Below are 16,240 nucleotides of genomic sequence, written 5' to 3' on the forward strand. Positions count from 1 at the left end.
TGTGGCGCAAGCCGGCCTGAGTCACGCACACGGCGTACGAGGCACCGTTGGCGACCTATGCCCCACGACGGACCCGGGCGGCCTTGCGGGCCTCGGCGATCTGGCGGGCCTCAGCAGACCGGCGGGACTCGCCACCGCCGCCGGCCCGCCCCGGGCGGGTGCCCAGACCGCGGAAAGGGGCCCCGCCGCGCTTCGGGCGCTCCGCGACCGGCCCGCTGCCGCCGACGGGCACACCGGAGGGAGCCTGGGCGCCGGTGATGCGGCTCAGTTCGGCCTCGCCGGAGCGGACCTGCGTGATCTGCGGCCTGATGCCCGCGTCGGACATGAGACGGGCCATGTCCCGGCGCTGGCCTGGGAGGACCAGCGTGACGACACTGCCGGACTCGCCGGCGCGGGCAGTTCGGCCTCCGCGGTGCAGGTAGTCCTTGTGGTCGTTGGGCGGGTCGACGTTGACGACGAGATCGAGGTCGTCGACGTGAATGCCCCGAGCCGCGACGTTGGTGGCCACCAGCGCCGTGACGTCGCCGGTCTTGAACTGTGCCAGGGTGCGAGTGCGCTGGGGCTGTGACTTGCCACCGTGCAGCGCCGCTGCCTTCACGCCGCTGCTCAGCAGGTGCTTGGTGAACTGGTCGACAGCGTGCTTGGTGTCCAGGAACATGAGCACGCGCCCGTCGCGGGCAGCGATTTCGGTGGCGGTGGCGTACTTGTCGGCGCCGTGCACCTGCAGCACGTGATGCTCCATCGTGGTGACCGCACCCGCCGACGGGTCGACCGAATGGACTACCGGGTCATGGAGGTAACGACGGACCAGGAGGTCGATGTTGCGGTCCAGCGTGGCCGAGAACAGCATGCGCTGGCCGTCGGGACGTACCTGGTCCAGCAGTTCGGTGACCTGCGGCATGAACCCCATGTCCGCCATCTGGTCGGCCTCGTCCAGAACGGTGACGTTCACCCGGTCCAGGCGGCAGTCTTTGCGCTCGATGAGATCTGCGAGGCGGCCAGGGGTCGCGACGACCACCTCGGCCCCGGCCCGGAGCGCAGCGGCCTGCCTGCCGATCGACATGCCGCCGACCACGGTGGCCAGCCGCAGTTTCAGCAACCGGGCGTACGGGGCGAGCACATCGGTGACCTGCTGGGCCAGCTCACGCGTGGGGACGAGGATCAGGGCCAGCGGCTTCCGCGCCTCGGCGCGCTGCCCGCTCGTGCGCACGAGGAGCGCAAGGCCGAAGGCGAGCGTCTTTCCCGATCCGGTGCGCGCGCGGCCCAGGACGTCCCGCCCTGCGAGGGAGTTCGGCAACGTGGCGGCCTGGATCGGGAACGGCTCGTTCAAGCCGAGACTGGTGAGCATCTTCAGCAACTCGACCGGCATGTCCAGTTCACCGAAGGTGGCGGCCGCGGGCAAGGCCGGGGTGACGTTGACCGGCAGCGTGAACTCCGCCTGTGGCGTGGAGGGACGGCGCCCGGTGCCGCCTGGACCGGCGCCGGGGCGCCCCTGACCCTGCGGGCGGAAACGGTTATTCGTGCGAGCCGAACGGCTCATGGAGAACCTTCCTCGACGGGCGCGCATCGAGGAATTCCCGACAGGAACGAGCCGGACGAATTGCAAGAACGAGCCGAATACGAGACCAAACGAATTCCAGCGAAACACAAAGAAACAGTAAGCTGGGGCCCCGCAAGGTGCGGGGCCCCAGCTACCTCATACGCTGCGACGTCAGGCAGGAGTGATGTTCTCCGCCTGCGGACCCTTCTGGCCCTGCGTGACGTCGAAGTTCACCTTCTGACCTTCCTGGAGCTCACGAAAACCCTGGGCGGCGATGTTCGAGTAGTGGGCGAAGACGTCCGGGCCGCCGCCGTCCTGCTCGATGAAACCGAAGCCCTTTTCCGCGTTGAACCACTTGACGGTGCCAGTAGCCATGTCACATCCCCTTGGGGCCAGTGCCCGGGGGCCCACACCTTGTGAACCCCTGCGTTGCCACAATGAACCCCGTCCGGATAAGCACCGGAGATACGAAAATGCCCGACGACATCCAGCCGCCGAGGCACTTGAAGTTTCGGGAACCACAACTGCAACTGCCCGCAAGTTTAGCACGGTAAGCACATAGGCACTACTCTCACCGGTGGCCTACGGCCTCGGCATCGAGGGCGCCGGATCAGTACCGCCCGGTCGGCGCCAACTCGAAAACATGCGGAAGGTGAACTTTCAATCCCGATTCACCTCCGCGAAACAGAGGCCCGGAATCCCTCCGAGTAGGCCTCTGGTCGCCACAATGGCCGCCTCACCCCAGGAACGACAGGCGGACCTCCCTGTTCGAGTTGTCGCGGTTGGTGTCGACGAGGCACACCGACTGCCACGTGCCGAGCTCCAGTCGTCCGTCGACGACCGGCAGTGTGGCGTGGGGGGCCACGAAGGCCGGGAGGACGTGGTCGCGGCCGTGGCCGGGGCTGCCGTGGCGGTGTTGCCAGCGGTCGTCCGCGGGGAGGAGGGAGTGGAGCGCGGCGAGCAGGTCGTCGTCGCTGCCGGCGCCCGTCTCGATCAGGGCCACTCCGGCAGTCGCGTGCGGGACGAAGACATTGAGGAGGCCACCCCGTCCGGCGGCCACGTCCCGCAGGAACTGTTCGCACTCGTGGGTGAGGTCGACGACCGTCTCCCGGGAGCCGGAGGCGATGTTCAGGACTCGTGTGGTGAAGGCATCGGACATGCCTCCATCCTCACTCACCCGCCCGGCCGCACGAGGGAGCGACGGTCCGTCCCGTGAAACCAGGGTCCACTCCGCGAGACGCCATTGACCGTACAGGGCCGCCTGGTTACGTTCGGGTACATGTTGCGTCCAGTCATGCTCACTTCGCGCGGTCACATCGACCTGCTGCGGGTGGCCTCCGCCGCGTGTCGTCGCGGCCGCTGACGCCTTTCTCCCCCCCCTCTCTTCTTTTCTTCGCGTCCGCGCGTCGTCCTACCCGCACGCCTGACAGCGGTCGACTGCCGCTAATCCGCGTCCGGCGCGGCGCCGCCGGAGTGCGCTCCCCCCACCACCGGTCCCCCCACCAGTTCCCCCTCCCCGTGGAGCATCCATGAGCATCAGCCATGCCCCGCCCGGGTCGCCCGAATCCGATATTTCGGGTATACGCAAGGCGAACCCCGAGTCCGCCGAGGCCCGGGCCGCGGACCCCGCCGAGCGCGGTGCCCCCGACCTTGAACCCATCGTCCCCAGCTCCACCCGACGCACCCGCGTCCCCCGCTGGCTGCGTCGCACCGCGGGCCCCGTCCTCCTGCTCGCGCTGTGGCAACTCCTCAGCGGCACAGGCGTGCTGACGGCCGATGTGCTCGCCTCGCCCGGGCGGATCGCACAGGTCGCGGGTGATCTGATCTCCGACGGTTCGCTTCCGGCTGCCATGGGCACCTCGCTGCGGCGGGTCGCGCTCGGGGTGTTGTTCGGCGTCGTCGTCGGTACCGCGCTCGCCCTTGTCTCCGGCCTCTTCCGGATCGGCGAGGACCTCGTCGACGCTCCCGTCCAGATGCTGCGGACCGTGCCGTTCGTGGGTCTCATCCCGCTGCTCATCATCTGGTTCGGCATCGGCGAGGCCCCGAAGGTGGCGATCATCACCCTCGGAGTGACGTTCCCGCTGTACCTGAACGTGTACGCCGGTATCCGCGGCGTCGACGCCCAGCTGATCGAGGCCGGGGAGTCCCTCGGGCTGTCGCGCCGGGGGCTCGTACGGCATGTCGTCCTGCCGGGCGCGCTGCCGGGCGCCATGACCGGTCTGCGGTATTCCCTCGGCATCGCCTGGCTCGCGCTCGTGTTCGCCGAGCAGGTCAACGCGGACGCCGGACTCGGCTTCCTCATGGTGCAGGCGCGCGACTTCCTGCGCACCGACGTGATCGTGGTCTGCCTGATCGTCTACGCCTTCCTCGGCCTGACCGCCGACTTCATCGTCCGCTCCCTCGAAAGGCTGTTGCTGCAATGGCGACCGACGTTCACGGGCCGGTGAGCCCCCAGGCGACCGGGGCGCCCCGAGCGGCACTCGCCGTTCACGTCGAGGGCCTGACCCGGTCCTTCGACGGCCGCGCCGTCATCGACCAGCTCCAACTCGACGTCCAGCCGGGCGAGTTCGTGGCCCTCCTCGGACGCAGCGGCTGCGGCAAGTCGACGCTCCTGCGCATCCTCGCGGGACTCGACCGCGATATCGAGGGCACCGTCCTCGTACCGCGCCGCAAGGCAGTCGCCTTCCAGTCACCGCGGCTGATGCCGTGGAAGAAGGTGTGGCGCAACGTGCTGCTCGGTCTGCCGGGCAAGCCCGAACGCGCCGTCGCCGACCGGGCCCTGGAGGAGGTCGGCCTGAGCCACCGCTCCAACGCCTGGCCGAAGACCCTCTCCGGCGGCGAGGCCCAGCGCGCCTCACTGGCCCGCGCACTGGTCCGCGAGCCCGATCTCCTGCTGCTCGACGAGCCGTTCGGCGCGCTGGACGCCCTCACCCGGATCAAGGCCCAGCGCCTGGTGGGTGAGTTGTGGCAGCGGCGCGGCTGCGCGGTGCTGCTCGTCACGCACGACGTCGAGGAGGCCGTCCTGCTCGCCGACCGCGTCCTGGTGATGGACGGGGGTGTCATCGCCTACGAAACCCCGGTCGAGCTGGAGCGTCCCCGCGACATCGCCGATCCCGGTTTCGCCGAACTGCGCGGCCGGTTGCTGAGCCGGCTCGGCGTCGACACCGCGGCCGAGGCCGCCTGAAGTCCCCTTCCCCTCTCCTCTCCCCCTCCACGGCACCCGCCCGTTGCTTTCCACCCCCACGTGCACTCACCGAACGGAAACACCATGCGACGACGTCTCGTCCCCGCCGCCCTGTTCGTCCCCCTGGCCCTTCTGCTCTCCGCCTGCGGCGGCAACTCGGCAGCCGACACGTCGACCGGTGGAAGGACCGACGGCCAGGGTTCCCTCACCCTCGACGTCGGTGACCAGAAGGGCGGTTCCGAGGCCATCCTGCGGGCCGCCGGGGAACTCAAGAACCTCGACTACAAGATCAAGTGGTCCACCTTCACCTCCGGCCCACCGCTCCTCGAAGCCGTCAACGCCAAGGCCGTCGACATCGGCGGTGTCGGCAACACCCCACCCGTCTTCGCGGCCGGGGCCAACTCGAAGATCACGGTGGTGGCGGCCTGGCACGGCACGTCCAAGGGCGATGCCATCCTCGTGCCGAACGACTCGAAGCTGACGAAGCCCGCGCAGCTCAAGGGGAAGTCCATCGCCGTGGCCCAGGGCTCGTCGGCGCACTACCAACTGGTCGCCAACCTCGAGGCGGCCGGGCTGACGTTCAGTGACGTCAAGGTCAAGTACCTCCAGCCGGCGGACGCACTCGCCGCGTTCACCTCCGGCAAGGTCGACGCGTGGGCGGTGTGGGATCCGTACACCTCGCAGGTGCTCCAGGCCAAGCAGGGGCGCCTCCTGACGACCGGCCAGGGCATTACCAACGGACTCACCTTCCAGGTGGCGGCGCCGGACGCGCTGAATGACAAGAAGAAGTCCGCCGCGATCAAGGACTACCTGGAGCGGCTGCGCCGGGCCTACGCCTGGGTGTACGACCACCCGGCGGACTGGGCGAGGGTGTGGTCGAAGGACACGGGTCTTCCCTACGAGGCGGCTCTGGCCTCGGTGAAGCGCACCCAGTCCAGCCGTGTCCCGGTTGCGGTGGACAAGCCGCTGATCGCCTCCGAGCAGGAGATCGCGGACGCCTTCACCAGCCTGAAGCTGATCCCCCGCAAGGTGGACTTCGGGAAGTTCGTCGACACCCGCTACAACGGCGACCTGCCGCCCTCCACGACCAAGCCCCGCGTCTTCAAGGAATCCTGATGACCGTTCACCTTCACTGGTTCCTGCCGACGGGCGGTGACGGCCGTACCCTCGTCGACCGGCACGCCTACGCACCGAACGACACCGGCACCGCGCTCCGGGTCCCCGGGGTGCGTCCCCCGGACATCGAGTACCTCGCCCAGATAGCCAAGGCCGCCGAACAGCTCGGTTTCGAGGCGGTGCTGACGCCGACGGGCACCTGGTGCGAGGACGCCTGGCTGACGACGGTCGCTCTCGCCCAGCAGACCGAGCGGCTGAAGTTCCTGGTCGCGTTCCGGCCGGGAGTGATCTCCCCGACGCTCGCCGCGCAGATGGCGGCGACGTACCAGCGTGTCACACGCGGCCGGCTGCTGCTCAACGTCGTCACCGGCGGCGACTCCGCCGAACAGCGACGCTTCGGCGACCACCTCGACCACGACCAGCGGTATGCCCGTACGGACGAGTTCCTCTCCGTCGTACGAGGCGTGTGGCGCGGGCAGCCGTTCGACTTCGACGGCGCGCACTACCGGGTCGAGGGCGGGCTGACCGCGGTGCCGCCGGACCCGGTGCCGCAGATCTTCTTCGGTGGCTCGTCGGCCGCCGCGGGGCCGGTCGCGGCCCGGCACGCGGACGTCTATCTGACCTGGGGCGAGCCTCCGGCCCAGGTCAAGGAGAAGATCGACTGGATCCGCGCGCTCGCCGAGGAGCAGGGGCGCACGGTCCGGTTCGGCATCCGGCTGCACACCGTCTCCCGCGACTCGTCGGCCGAGGCGTGGGCGACGGCGAACCGGCTGCTCGACGACCTCGACGCGGACACGGTCGCCGCGGCGCAGGCCGCGCTCGGGCGCAGCGAGTCGGTGGGCCAGCGGCGCATGCTGGCCCTGCACGGCGGTTCGCGCGACGAGTTGGAGATCTCTCCGAACCTGTGGGCGGGCGTGGGGCTCGTCCGCGGCGGCGCGGGCACGGCACTCGTGGGCAGCCATGCCGAGGTCGCCGACCGGATCGAGGAGTACCACTCGCTGGGCATCGAGCACTTCGTGCTCTCCGGGTATCCGCACCTGGAGGAGGCGTACTGGTTCGGGGAGGGCGTGATCCCGGACCTGGCGGCCCGCGGACTGCTCTCCGGCACGAGAACGCCGGCCGGGGGTGGCGCGCCGCTGCTTGTCGCGAGCGGTCGCTGAGCTGGCGCGGCAACTGCCTGCCATTGGCTCGGCATCTGCCGATCATGGGCTCGGCATCGGCTCGGCATCGGCCTGGCCTCGCGGAATCCGCGGGAACCATGCCCGGGAAGATCCACGACCCCGGTGCGGTTAGTAGAAGCGTGAACAACACCGGGGTACGAGACGTCGATGTCGTGGTCATAGGCGCTGGGCAGGCCGGACTGTCCAGCGCCTATCACCTGCGGCGCACCGGTTTCGAACCGGAGCGGGACTTCGTGGTGCTCGACCACGCGCCGCGTGCGGGCGGCGCCTGGCAGTTCCGCTGGCAGTCGCTCACGTACGGCAAGGTGCACGGGATGCATGCCCTGCCCGGCATGGAGCTGACCGGCGCGGACCCGTCGCGCCCGTCGTCCGAGGTCATCGCGGAGTACTTCGACACATACGAACGTACCTTCGATCTGCGAGTGCGCCGACCGGTCGATGTGCGGGCGGTGCGGGAGGGCGAGGGAGGGCGGCTGCTCGTCGAGACCTCGGCGGGAACATGGTCGACGCGGGCGCTGATCAATGCGACCGGCACCTGGGACCGGCCGTTCTGGCCGCGCTACCCCGGCCAGGAGACGTTCCGGGGGCGCCAGTTGCACACGGCGCACTACCCGGGCCCCGAGGCGTTCGCCGGGCAGCGGGTGGTGATCGTCGGTGGGGGCGCGTCCGGTACGCAGCATCTGCTGGAGATCGCCCCGTACGCCGCCGCGACCACGTGGGTGACCAGGCGCCCGCCGGTATTCCGGGAGGGATCGTTCGACCAGGAGGCCGGGCGGGGGGCCGTCGCGCTCGTCGAGGAGCGGGTCCGGCAGGGGCTGCCGCCGCGGAGCGTGGTGTCGGTGACGGGGCTGCCGTTGAACGACGCGATCCGCCAGGGCATCGCGGACGGGGTCCTCGACCGGCTGCCGATGTTCGACCGCGTCACGCCGGACGGGGTGGAGTGGGACGACGGGCGGCGCGTGGACGCCGACGTCATCCTGTGGGCGACCGGATTCCGTGCAGCGCTCGATCATCTGGCGCCGCTGCGGCTGCGTGAACCGGGTGGCGGCATCCGCGTCGACGGCACCCGCGTGGTCGCCGATCCGCGGATCCATCTGGTGGGGTACGGGCCGTCGGCGAGCACGATCGGCGCGAACCGGGCGGGACGCGCGGCGGTACGGGACGTCAGGCGGCTGCTGGCCGAGGAACCGCTCGCCGCGTGACGCCCCGACACGTGGTGCCTCGGCGCGTGGTGCCCCGGCATGTAGTGCCCCACGTGGTGCTCCGGCGCGTGACGCCCGGGCGCGTGCTGCCCTGACACAGGGTCACTTGGTCGCCTCCGCGCTCTTCCTGTTCCGGTTGAACTCCGCGACGTTGCGCTGGTGTTCCGCGAAACTGGCCGTGAAGCGGGTGTCGCCCGGTTTGACCGTGACGAAGTAGAGCCAGTCGCCGGGAGCCGGGTTGATCGCGGCGCGCATCGCCCCTTCGCCGGGGCTCCCGATCGGCGTGGGCGGCAGGCCCATGCGCTGGTACGAGTTGTAGGGGCTGTTGAGCCTCGTCTCCTCCTCGGTGGTGTCCAGCGTGAAGCGGTTCAACGCGTAGTTGATGGTCGAGTCCATCTGCAACGGAATACCGCGCTCCAGGCGGTTGAAGATCACCCGGGCCACCTTGCCCATGTCGGCCTTGCTGGCGGCCTCGGCCTGGACGATGCTCGCGATGGTGAGCGCCTGGTAGACGTTCATGGCGTTGCGCTGTGCACCGGCGGTGACCTGGCCTCCGTTCAGCCGCTGGTTCGCGGCGTCGACCATCGACGACAACAGGGACTCCGGAGTCGTCTTCTTGTCCAGGGAGTACGCCGCCGGGTAGAGGTAGCCCTCCGGGTTGCCCCCTGCGTCGGCCGGAAGCTTCAGCCCGGCCTTGCCCAGGGACTTCTTGGTGGTGCCCGTCGGCAGGGCAAGGGCCTTGTCCACGGCTGCGTAGACCTGCGTCGCCCGCCAGCCCTCGGGGATCACGAGGGATGTGGGGCGCTGCTGCTCACCGCCGATGTCGATGCTCAACAGCGGCACCACCACGGCGGTAGCCGCCGCGACGGCTCCGGTCACGATGAGGGCGATCCGGCCCCGGCGCGTCAGTCGAACCTTGCTCCGTGACGGAGTGTTGATCTGCATGCGGGCACGGTAACCCGATCAAGCTCGCAAACCCGGCATATCGTCATCTCGTCGGCTTCCAATCGGCGTCACGACGTCACGGGCGTCACGGGCGTCACGGTCACGATCGCGTCGGTTCCAGCTGGGCGTCCCGACGCACGAGGGCCGCGTAGCGCCCGCCCTGCTCCAGCAGTTCCTCGTGCGTGCCCCGTTCGACCACGCGTCCGGAGTCGAGGACCACGATCTGATCCGCGCCGCGGACGGTGGACAGCCGGTGGGCGATGGTCAGCGTGGTCCGGTTGGCCGACAGGGCGTCTATGGCCTCCTGCACGGCGTGCTCCGTACGGGTGTCCAGGGCACTGGTCGCCTCGTCGAGGATGAGCACGGGCGGGTCCCGCAGAATGGTGCGGGCGATGGCGAGGCGCTGCTTCTCGCCGCCGGAGAACCGGTGGCCGCGCTCGCCGACGATCGTGTCGTACCCGTCGGGCAGGCCCGCGATGTGCTCGTGGATCTGAGCCGCCTTCGCCGCCGCGCGGAGTTCCTCGTCGGTGGCGTCCGGCTTGGCGAAGCGCAGGTTGTCCGCGACGGAGGCGTGGAAGAGGTACGTCTCCTGGGAGACGACACCGATCGCGCGCGCGAGCGTGTCGAAGTCGAGGTCTCGCACGTCTACTCCGTCCAGCGTCACGCGGCCGCCCGTGACGTCGTACAGCCGTGGCACGAGGTGGCTGAGCGTGGACTTGCCGGCGCCGGTCGGGCCGACGACGGCGAGGCTGCCGCCCGCGGGGACCGTGATGTCGATGCCGTCGAGTATCGGGCCGCTCTTGTCGTCGTAGTGGAACTCGACGTTCTCGAACCGGACCTCGCCCTTGACCTGGTCGAGGTGGATCGGCTCTTCCGGCTCGGTGATGTCGATGGGCAGGTCGAGGTACTCGAAGATGCGCTGGAAGAGGGCGAGCGAGGTCTGGATCTGGACCCCGGTGGAGAGCAGGCTGACGGTCGGCCGGAACAGGCCCTGCTGGAGCGAGACGAACGCGACCAGGGTCCCTATCGAGACGGCAGGGCCGCCGAACTGGAGCGCCAGTCCCGCCGTCCAGTAGATGACGGCCGGCATCGCGGCCATGACGATCGAGATGACGGCCATGCGCCACCGACCGGCCATGTTCGACCGCACTTCGAGCTCGACGAGGCCTTCCGACTCCTCGGCGAAGGACTTCGTCAGCGAGTCGGCACGCCCCATCGTGCGGCCGAGCACGATGCCGCTGACGGACAGCGACTCGGTGACGGTCGCGGCCATGACGGCCATCTGCTTCTGGCGCTGGGTGGTGATCTTCTTGCGCTCCCTGCCGACGCGGCGGCTGATCCACACGAACAGCGGCAGCAGGAGCAGGGAGACGGCTGTCAGCCGCCAGTCCAGGGCGACCATCGCGATGATGGTCGCGACGACGCTGGTGAGATTGGAGACCAGCGAGGTGGCGGTGGAGGTGACCGTCGCCTGCATGCCGCCGATGTCGTTGGCGATGCGCGACTGGACCTCGCCGGTGCGGGTCCGCGTGAAGAACGCGAGCGACATGCGCTGCAAGCGGCCGTAGACGGCGGTGCGCAGATCGTGCATGACGCGCTGGCCGACCGTCGTGGAGATGAGGGTCTGCAGCACACCGAAGACGCTGGTGAGGACCGCGCTGAGGATCATGCCGAGCGCGAGCAGGGACAGCAGGCCCGTGCGGCCCTCGGGGATCGCCTTGTCGAGGATCTCCTTGAGGAGGAAGGGCGTGACGACCGAGACCAGTGACGCGGCGCCGACGAGCAGGCCGACGACAGCGAGGCGGCCGCGGTACGGACGGAAGAGTTTCAGGATGCGGCGCACCTGCCGTGGCTGACCCGGCTCGGTGCGCGGTGGTGTCCAGGGGGCGGGTTGATCGGGGTGCATGGGCTCCTACGGGATGTGTGGGATCAAGCGGATTGATGGAGCATAGCTCATTGTTACCTATGTTCACAATGAACAGCGTCCTGATATTGTTCCCGCATGACCACAGCCGACGCCGACGGCCTGCTCGCCGAGCAGTTGCTGCGGCTCACCCGCCGCGTGCACCGCATCCAGAAGCGCCATCTGGAGGGGTCCGGACTGGACATCACCCCGGCGCAGTCCCGACTGCTGCGCACCCTCACGCACTACGGCTCGCCCCCGCGCATGGCCGACCTGGCCGAGCGCCTGGAGGTGGTGCCCCGGGCCGTGACGACGCTGGTCGACGGGCTGGAGACGAGTGGACGGGTGCGCCGCGTACCCGACCCGACCAACCGGCGAGTGATACGCATCGAACTGACGGACGCGGGACGCGCGGCCCTGGGGGAGCTGCGCGGCGCCCGCCGGGCGGCGGCGGAGGAGATCCTCGCCCCACTGACGGACGAGCAGCGCGAGGTGCTGGGCGGCCTGCTGAACACGCTCGTCGACGGTGTGGCCATGCCCGCCGGAGCCGAGCGCGGCTGACCGACGGAGCCGATCCCACCACCCGCCGACCCTGAACTCGACAACAAACGGAGAAACATCTCCAATTGATACAGTGACCCCATGGGGACACCAGGAAACGCCGAGACACCCAAGCGGGCACTGCGCGCGGACGCCCTGCGCAACCGCCAGCGGATCATGGAAGCCGCCGGCGAGCTCTTCGAGGAGCGCGGGCTCGACGTCCCACTGGACGAGATCGCCGAGCGGGCCGGCGTGGGTGCCGGGACCCTGTACCGCCGCTTCCCCACCAAGGAGAGCCTGGTCGAAGCCGTCGCCGAGGACAAGCTCCAGTTGTGGGTCACGGCCACCGGAAAGGCACTGGAGCACGAGGACCCCTGGGCCGGCTTCACCTCACTGATCGAGTGGATCTGCACCACGATGGCGGCCGACCGGGGCTTCAGCGACCTGCTCAGCATCCGGCTCACCAACTCGGAGACGGCGGCACGGTGCCGCGAGGCCGGCGAGCAGGCCCTGGCCGACCTTGTCCGCCGGGCCCAGGAAGCCGGTGAACTGCGCTCCGACTTCGTACCGGAGGACTTCCTCCTGTTCCTGATCGCCAACGCGGCGGTGATGCACGTGACCAAGGAGGCCGCTCCGCACGCCTGGCGCCGCCTGCTCGCCTTCCTCCTGGAGGGCTGCCACGCCGCCAGGACCGGCCCCCTGCCGGCCGCACCGACTCCCCTTCAGATGGAGCGGGCACTGCTCGGCAACGCACAGGTGATGGGCGTCGGGCCCTGCGCCGAGAGGGACTGAGCCCAGAACCTCCTCCGGACCCCGCCCAAGCAGTCCGTCCCTCCGCCGGGGCACCACGACAGACGTGTGGTGCCCCAGCGGCGTTTCACCGGCCGGCGTCGAGTTGCAGCACGTGACCCGCGCCACATTCCCCATAACCGGAGAAGCTAGTCCAGTTATAGTTTCCCTGAAGCTGACACCGGGCGCGTCCGGCCACACCGGGCCGCCCACGGCTGGTCAGGAGGCTGCCGTGATCCCCAGCACGCTCACGAAGGGCACATGGCCACCCCGCGCTCGTCGTCTCGCGTACGACCTGGTCACCGGCCGGGTACCGCGCCGACGGGACGGGGAGAAACGGCGCCGACTACTGCTGGGGACGGCGGCCACGGCCGCGACGTTCTCCGTCTTCGTCGCCCTTCTCGATCTGACGGTGACCCGGAGATCACCCTCCGGAAGCACTCAGGCGGCGTCCGCCGGGGAGCTCTCCCGCCGTTACCGGGAGAGCCTCCTGGACGGCTGGGAGGTGCTCCAGAACGGCGCCGGCCAAGCCCTCACCTGGTTCCACACCTTCGGCCCCTGGCTACTGCTCGCCCTCGCCCTGCTCCGGCTGGGCCATCGCCGCCACGCGGCGCGGGGCCCGGCGCCGAGGGTGGCGCCGGACCCCGCGACCGCTGCGTGATCAGGTGCCCGCGGGAGCCTTCGAGGCATCATCAGGAGACTTCGTGGTGTCCTTCTCCGCGGCGCCCTCGTCCTCCACGAACGCGATCTCCCCGTCCAGCATCTTCCTGGCCCGCACCGTGTCGAGCGCTCCCTCCCACTTCGAGACCACGAACACGGCGACACAGTTGCCGAGCAGGTTCGTGGCGACGCGCATCGAGTCCATGATCCGGTCGACGCCGAGCAGCAGGGCGACGGCCCCGGCGGGAATGGCGCCGAGCGCCGAAGCGGTGGCCGAGAGGGCGAGGAAGGCGGACCCGGGGATGCCCGCCATGCCCTTGCTGGTCAGCATGAGGACCAGGATCACGGTGATCTGCTGGCTCAGACTGAGGTCCACGCCCACGGCCTGGGCGATGAAGAGCGTGCCGATGGAGAGGTAGATGGAGGCGCCGTCGAGGTTGAAGGAGTAGCCGGTGGGCAGCACCAGGCCCACCGCGTCGTCGCGGGCGCCCGCCTGGCGCAGCTTCTGCATCATGCGCGGCATGACGCTCTCGCTGGAAGCCGTGCCGAGCGCGAGCAGCATCTCCTCCCGCGTGTAGCGCACGAACTTCCACAGGTTGAGCCCCGTGACCAGCTTGAGCGCGAGGCCGAGCAGGACGAGGAAGACCACGGCGACGGCGTAGCAGAGGATGATGAGCTTGCCGTACGTCTTCATCACCCCGAGGCCGTACTCGCCCACGAGGTGGACCATCGCGCCGAACACGGCGAGCGGCGCCAGCTTCATCACGAAGCCGACGATCGCGAAGATGATCTCCTGCGCCTGCCCGATGGCCGGCAGGATCGCGGGGACCTTGGTGTGGCCGAGGTGGAGCAGGGCGGCGCCGACGAGGCAGGCCAGTACGAGGACCTGGAGCAGTGAGTTCTCCGCGAAAGCGCCGATCGCGCTCTGGGGCAGCGCGTTCAGGATGAACTCGGTGGTGGACGGCAGGGCACCGCCGGCGGTCTTGTCGTCGACCGCCGAGGCGTCGAGCTTCGAGGGGTCGACGTTCATCCCGGCGCCGGGGGCGAAGACGTTGGCGGCGATCAGGCCGATGAGCAGCGCGGCCGTGGACGCGACCTCGAACCAGATCAGGGCCTTGAGGCCGATCCGCCCGAAGGCCTTGAGGTTTCCGGCCTTGGCGATACCGACGACGACCACGCAGAACACGAGCGGTGAGATCACCGTCTTGATGAGACGCACGAAACCGTCGCCGAGCGGCTGGAAGGTCGTGGCCGTGTCCGGCCACAACCTCCCGACGACGATGCCGAGCACCAGGGCGACGGCGACCTGGGCGAACAGTGAGGTACGCAGTATGCGTGCGACGCGTCGCGGCAGGGACGGTACGGACTGCGGCACGAGCACTCCTCCGATGGGACTTTCTGGCATGCGGAAAAGTGCTTCCGCGTCGATCACTATCAAGGAGTTGCCGCTCGTGGAGAAGACCTCGGTGTTTCCGCCGTGTAAATCATCGAACAGGCGTCACATCACGCGCATTTCATCTCAACAGCCGTTGCTGTCCTCCGTCAGCACGCCCTGCACGGTGACGAGGGAGCGGTCGTAGCAGCCGCCCGAGCCGAACAGCCGGTAGCGCTCGCCGGTCGTACCGACCGCGTGGCGCTGGTCGCGCGGCACGTTCGCCGTATACGTGGCGTCGCCCGTGTACGTGTCGTCGAGCAGGGACCACGCGGTGCGTCGGCCGCCGTGCTTCTCGGTCACCGCGGCCTGGTCATTGAGGGTCAGGACCGTCCGCAGCCGGTCGCCCGCGCCGATCGTCGTCGTGCCGTCCATCGTGTAGGTGCGGTGCGTCCGCGCCGTCCGGGCCGGTCCGCGCCCGTCCACGGTGACCGTCTCGTTGTCGGTCCAGGTCGCCTTCAGGGCGTCGGGGTTCTCGCCATCCGCCCATGTGTGCACGGAGGTGTTCGTCAACTCGCGACTCACGGTGGTCGTCACCCGTCCGTGTGAGGTATTCACGTACCCGGCGACCGTCAGCCGGTGGCCGCCCTCGGTGTCGAGGCGGTGCCCGGAACCGGGGGTGTAGGTGGAGGAGTTGGCGAGGTCGCCCGCCCTGACCCTGGTGAGCCCACCGCTGACGTGCTCGCTCTTGGCATCCTGCCAGACGAGGACGTTGACCGGAGTGCTCCAGCCCGTCTGCCCCTCGGGAACGCCGACGACGGAGACCTCGACCCGGTGCGGACGGCCGTCGTTGAGGAGCCCCGCGAACGGCGTGAGGTCGTACTCGACCGGCTTGATGTCGAAGGCGCGGGGCCCCGGAATCACGTACCAGAGGAAGGGGTTGGACCAGCCGCCGGTCCACACCGTCGGGAACGGCGCGGCGATGCCCGCCGGTTGACCGTCCACCTTGATCTGCACCTCGCGGTACGGTCCGTCGTCCGCCTTGCAGGAGTACGGCGCCGGCTCGGGCACCGTCAGGTACCAGTACTCCTCGCAGCCGCCGCCGGAGCCGGTGGCGTACACCTCCGCGACGACGCGTTCGCTGTTGCGGGGCGTGGTGAGGGTGCCGTCCTGAAGGGTGAGGACCCTGTCGGGGGTCCTGGTCGCGTCGGGCCTGCCCGCGTAGAAGGTCAGCGTGGCCTTGACGTCGATGATGCCCGTGTACGTGTCGTCGACGACGTTGCCGATGAGCATCTCCACGGGCTGTGCGGTGCGCAGGGTGTCGCTGTAGCGCGTGACGTCCTTCTCGACGGACCACTCGATGCCGTCGGGCGACGGTTGCGGGGTCGACGTGCGGAAGACCTCGACACCGCCGACGTGCAGATAGCCGAGGCGGTCGTACTGGCGGCCCTTGACCTTGCCGTCGAGGCGGAGCACCACTTTGCTCCAGCGGTCGCCGCATCCGCGCGGGGGCTCGTACGCCCCCTTGTACGGCGTGAAGTCCTTGAACTGCGCCTCGGCGACGGTGACCTCGCAGGACCTGCCGCCGGGCTTCCTGACCGACGGTGCGGCCGTGACCGGGTCGTGCCAGTCGGTGCCGAACTCGGCGGGCACGTCGGCGGAGGAGGCCGGCTGCGCGGGGCTCGCTCCCAGGAGGGTGCTCGCCAGGAGGGTCGCTCCGGCGAGCATGGACATGATGATCCGGCATCTCATGGCGGTGTTCTACGGGGAGTTGGCCCGCACCGCAATGACACCTCAGGTCACAAACG

General features: G+C 69.5%; 16 protein-coding genes. 9 read left to right on the plus strand and 7 right to left on the minus strand.

The window, feature by feature from the left end:
* Positions 1-55: 55 nt before the first annotated feature.
* The 3 genes from AB0959_RS04175 to AB0959_RS04185 all read right to left on the minus strand — a co-directional run bounded on the left by AB0959_RS04175 (position 56) and on the right by AB0959_RS04185 (position 2,699).
* Positions 56-1,540, minus strand: coding sequence for a DEAD/DEAH box helicase (locus AB0959_RS04175; protein WP_366824708.1), 1,485 nt, complete (start codon positions 1,538-1,540; stop codon positions 56-58).
* A 171-nt stretch (positions 1,541-1,711) separates the two neighbouring features.
* Entirely contained in the window at positions 1,712-1,915 is a 204-nt protein-coding gene (locus AB0959_RS04180; RefSeq protein ID WP_062705208.1) for a cold-shock protein, read from the minus strand.
* Between the two features lie 361 nt (positions 1,916-2,276).
* Entirely contained in the window at positions 2,277-2,699 is a 423-nt protein-coding gene (locus tag AB0959_RS04185) for a secondary thiamine-phosphate synthase enzyme YjbQ (protein ID WP_366824709.1), read from the minus strand.
* Between the two features lie 120 nt (positions 2,700-2,819).
* Here AB0959_RS04185 and AB0959_RS04190 point away from each other — a divergent pair, with 120 nt between their 5' ends.
* The 6 genes from AB0959_RS04190 (at position 2,820) to AB0959_RS04215 (ending at position 8,223) form a co-directional block, all read left to right on the plus strand.
* Positions 2,820-2,903: a putative leader peptide gene (locus tag AB0959_RS04190; RefSeq protein ID WP_366824893.1), complete on the plus strand. Its 84-nt coding sequence runs from the start codon at positions 2,820-2,822 to the stop codon at positions 2,901-2,903.
* A 166-nt stretch (positions 2,904-3,069) separates the two neighbouring features.
* Positions 3,070-3,987: an ABC transporter permease gene (locus AB0959_RS04195; RefSeq protein WP_366824710.1), complete on the plus strand. Its 918-nt coding sequence runs from the start codon at positions 3,070-3,072 to the stop codon at positions 3,985-3,987.
* Complete coding sequence (locus tag AB0959_RS04200) at positions 3,960-4,724, plus strand: ABC transporter ATP-binding protein (protein WP_366824711.1); 765 nt, start codon at positions 3,960-3,962, stop codon at positions 4,722-4,724. The genes AB0959_RS04195 and AB0959_RS04200 overlap by 28 nt, the downstream gene beginning before the upstream one ends.
* Positions 4,725-4,808: 84 nt before the next feature.
* Positions 4,809-5,840, plus strand: coding sequence for an ABC transporter substrate-binding protein (locus AB0959_RS04205; RefSeq protein WP_366824712.1), 1,032 nt, complete (start codon positions 4,809-4,811; stop codon positions 5,838-5,840).
* A complete protein-coding gene (locus tag AB0959_RS04210) occupies positions 5,840-7,000 on the plus strand; it encodes an LLM class flavin-dependent oxidoreductase (protein ID WP_366824713.1) in 1,161 nt (386 codons plus the stop codon). Before AB0959_RS04205 ends, AB0959_RS04210 begins: the two co-directional genes overlap by 1 nt.
* A gap of 140 nt (positions 7,001-7,140) precedes the next feature.
* A complete protein-coding gene (locus AB0959_RS04215; RefSeq protein WP_366824714.1) occupies positions 7,141-8,223 on the plus strand; it encodes an NAD(P)-binding domain-containing protein in 1,083 nt (360 codons plus the stop codon).
* 102 nt (positions 8,224-8,325) lie between these two features.
* Here AB0959_RS04215 and mltG read toward each other — a convergent pair whose 3' ends face one another.
* Together mltG and AB0959_RS04225 are read right to left on the minus strand one after the other, a co-directional pair.
* On the minus strand, positions 8,326-9,168 hold the full coding sequence (gene mltG / locus AB0959_RS04220; protein ID WP_366824715.1) for an endolytic transglycosylase MltG: 843 nt from the start codon (positions 9,166-9,168) through the stop codon (positions 8,326-8,328).
* Between the two features lie 100 nt (positions 9,169-9,268).
* Positions 9,269-11,074, minus strand: a complete 1,806-nt coding sequence (locus AB0959_RS04225) for an ABC transporter ATP-binding protein (protein WP_366824717.1) — start codon at positions 11,072-11,074, stop codon at positions 9,269-9,271.
* A 96-nt stretch (positions 11,075-11,170) separates the two neighbouring features.
* Here AB0959_RS04225 and AB0959_RS04230 point away from each other — a divergent pair, with 96 nt between their 5' ends.
* The 3 genes from AB0959_RS04230 (at position 11,171) to AB0959_RS04240 (ending at position 13,061) form a co-directional block, all read left to right on the plus strand.
* Complete coding sequence (locus tag AB0959_RS04230) at positions 11,171-11,632, plus strand: MarR family transcriptional regulator (RefSeq protein WP_366824718.1); 462 nt, start codon at positions 11,171-11,173, stop codon at positions 11,630-11,632.
* 81 nt (positions 11,633-11,713) lie between these two features.
* Complete coding sequence (locus tag AB0959_RS04235; protein WP_366824719.1) at positions 11,714-12,403, plus strand: helix-turn-helix domain-containing protein; 690 nt, start codon at positions 11,714-11,716, stop codon at positions 12,401-12,403.
* A gap of 229 nt (positions 12,404-12,632) precedes the next feature.
* Positions 12,633-13,061, plus strand: coding sequence for a hypothetical protein (locus AB0959_RS04240; RefSeq protein ID WP_366824720.1), 429 nt, complete (start codon positions 12,633-12,635; stop codon positions 13,059-13,061).
* Here AB0959_RS04240 and AB0959_RS04245 read toward each other — a convergent pair whose 3' ends face one another.
* Both AB0959_RS04245 and AB0959_RS04250 read right to left on the minus strand, forming a co-directional pair.
* The gene (locus AB0959_RS04245) at positions 13,062-14,435 is read right to left on the minus strand and encodes a cation:dicarboxylase symporter family transporter (protein ID WP_366824721.1); all 1,374 of its coding nucleotides are present in this window, start codon (positions 14,433-14,435) and stop codon (positions 13,062-13,064) included.
* A gap of 144 nt (positions 14,436-14,579) precedes the next feature.
* Positions 14,580-16,184: a peptide-N4-asparagine amidase gene (locus AB0959_RS04250; RefSeq protein WP_366824722.1), complete on the minus strand. Its 1,605-nt coding sequence runs from the start codon at positions 16,182-16,184 to the stop codon at positions 14,580-14,582.
* Positions 16,185-16,240 lie beyond the last annotated feature (56 nt).

Source organism: Streptomyces sp. NPDC046862 (assembly GCF_040704615.1).
In the GTDB taxonomy this organism is placed as follows: domain Bacteria; phylum Actinomycetota; class Actinomycetes; order Streptomycetales; family Streptomycetaceae; genus Streptomyces.

Excerpts from the sequence above, each read along its gene's own strand:
- AB0959_RS04180 (WP_062705208.1), bottom strand. The coding sequence starts at position 1,915 with ATGGCTACTGGCACCGTCAAGTGGTTCAACGCGGAAAAGGGCTTCGGT.
- AB0959_RS04175 (WP_366824708.1), bottom strand. The coding sequence starts at position 1,540 with ATGAGCCGTTCGGCTCGCACGAATAACCGTTTCCGCCCGCAGGGTCAG.
- AB0959_RS04200 (WP_366824711.1), top strand. The coding sequence starts at position 3,960 with ATGGCGACCGACGTTCACGGGCCGGTGAGCCCCCAGGCGACCGGGGCG.
- AB0959_RS04210 (WP_366824713.1), top strand. The coding sequence starts at position 5,840 with ATGACCGTTCACCTTCACTGGTTCCTGCCGACGGGCGGTGACGGCCGT.
- AB0959_RS04190 (WP_366824893.1), top strand. The coding sequence starts at position 2,820 with ATGTTGCGTCCAGTCATGCTCACTTCGCGCGGTCACATCGACCTGCTG.
- AB0959_RS04225 (WP_366824717.1), bottom strand. The coding sequence starts at position 11,074 with ATGCACCCCGATCAACCCGCCCCCTGGACACCACCGCGCACCGAGCCG.
- AB0959_RS04250 (WP_366824722.1), bottom strand. The coding sequence starts at position 16,184 with ATGAGATGCCGGATCATCATGTCCATGCTCGCCGGAGCGACCCTCCTG.
- AB0959_RS04195 (WP_366824710.1), top strand. The coding sequence starts at position 3,070 with ATGAGCATCAGCCATGCCCCGCCCGGGTCGCCCGAATCCGATATTTCG.
- mltG (WP_366824715.1), bottom strand. The coding sequence starts at position 9,168 with ATGCAGATCAACACTCCGTCACGGAGCAAGGTTCGACTGACGCGCCGG.
- AB0959_RS04205 (WP_366824712.1), top strand. The coding sequence starts at position 4,809 with ATGCGACGACGTCTCGTCCCCGCCGCCCTGTTCGTCCCCCTGGCCCTT.
- AB0959_RS04235 (WP_366824719.1), top strand. The coding sequence starts at position 11,714 with ATGGGGACACCAGGAAACGCCGAGACACCCAAGCGGGCACTGCGCGCG.
- AB0959_RS04230 (WP_366824718.1), top strand. The coding sequence starts at position 11,171 with ATGACCACAGCCGACGCCGACGGCCTGCTCGCCGAGCAGTTGCTGCGG.
- AB0959_RS04185 (WP_366824709.1), bottom strand. The coding sequence starts at position 2,699 with ATGTCCGATGCCTTCACCACACGAGTCCTGAACATCGCCTCCGGCTCC.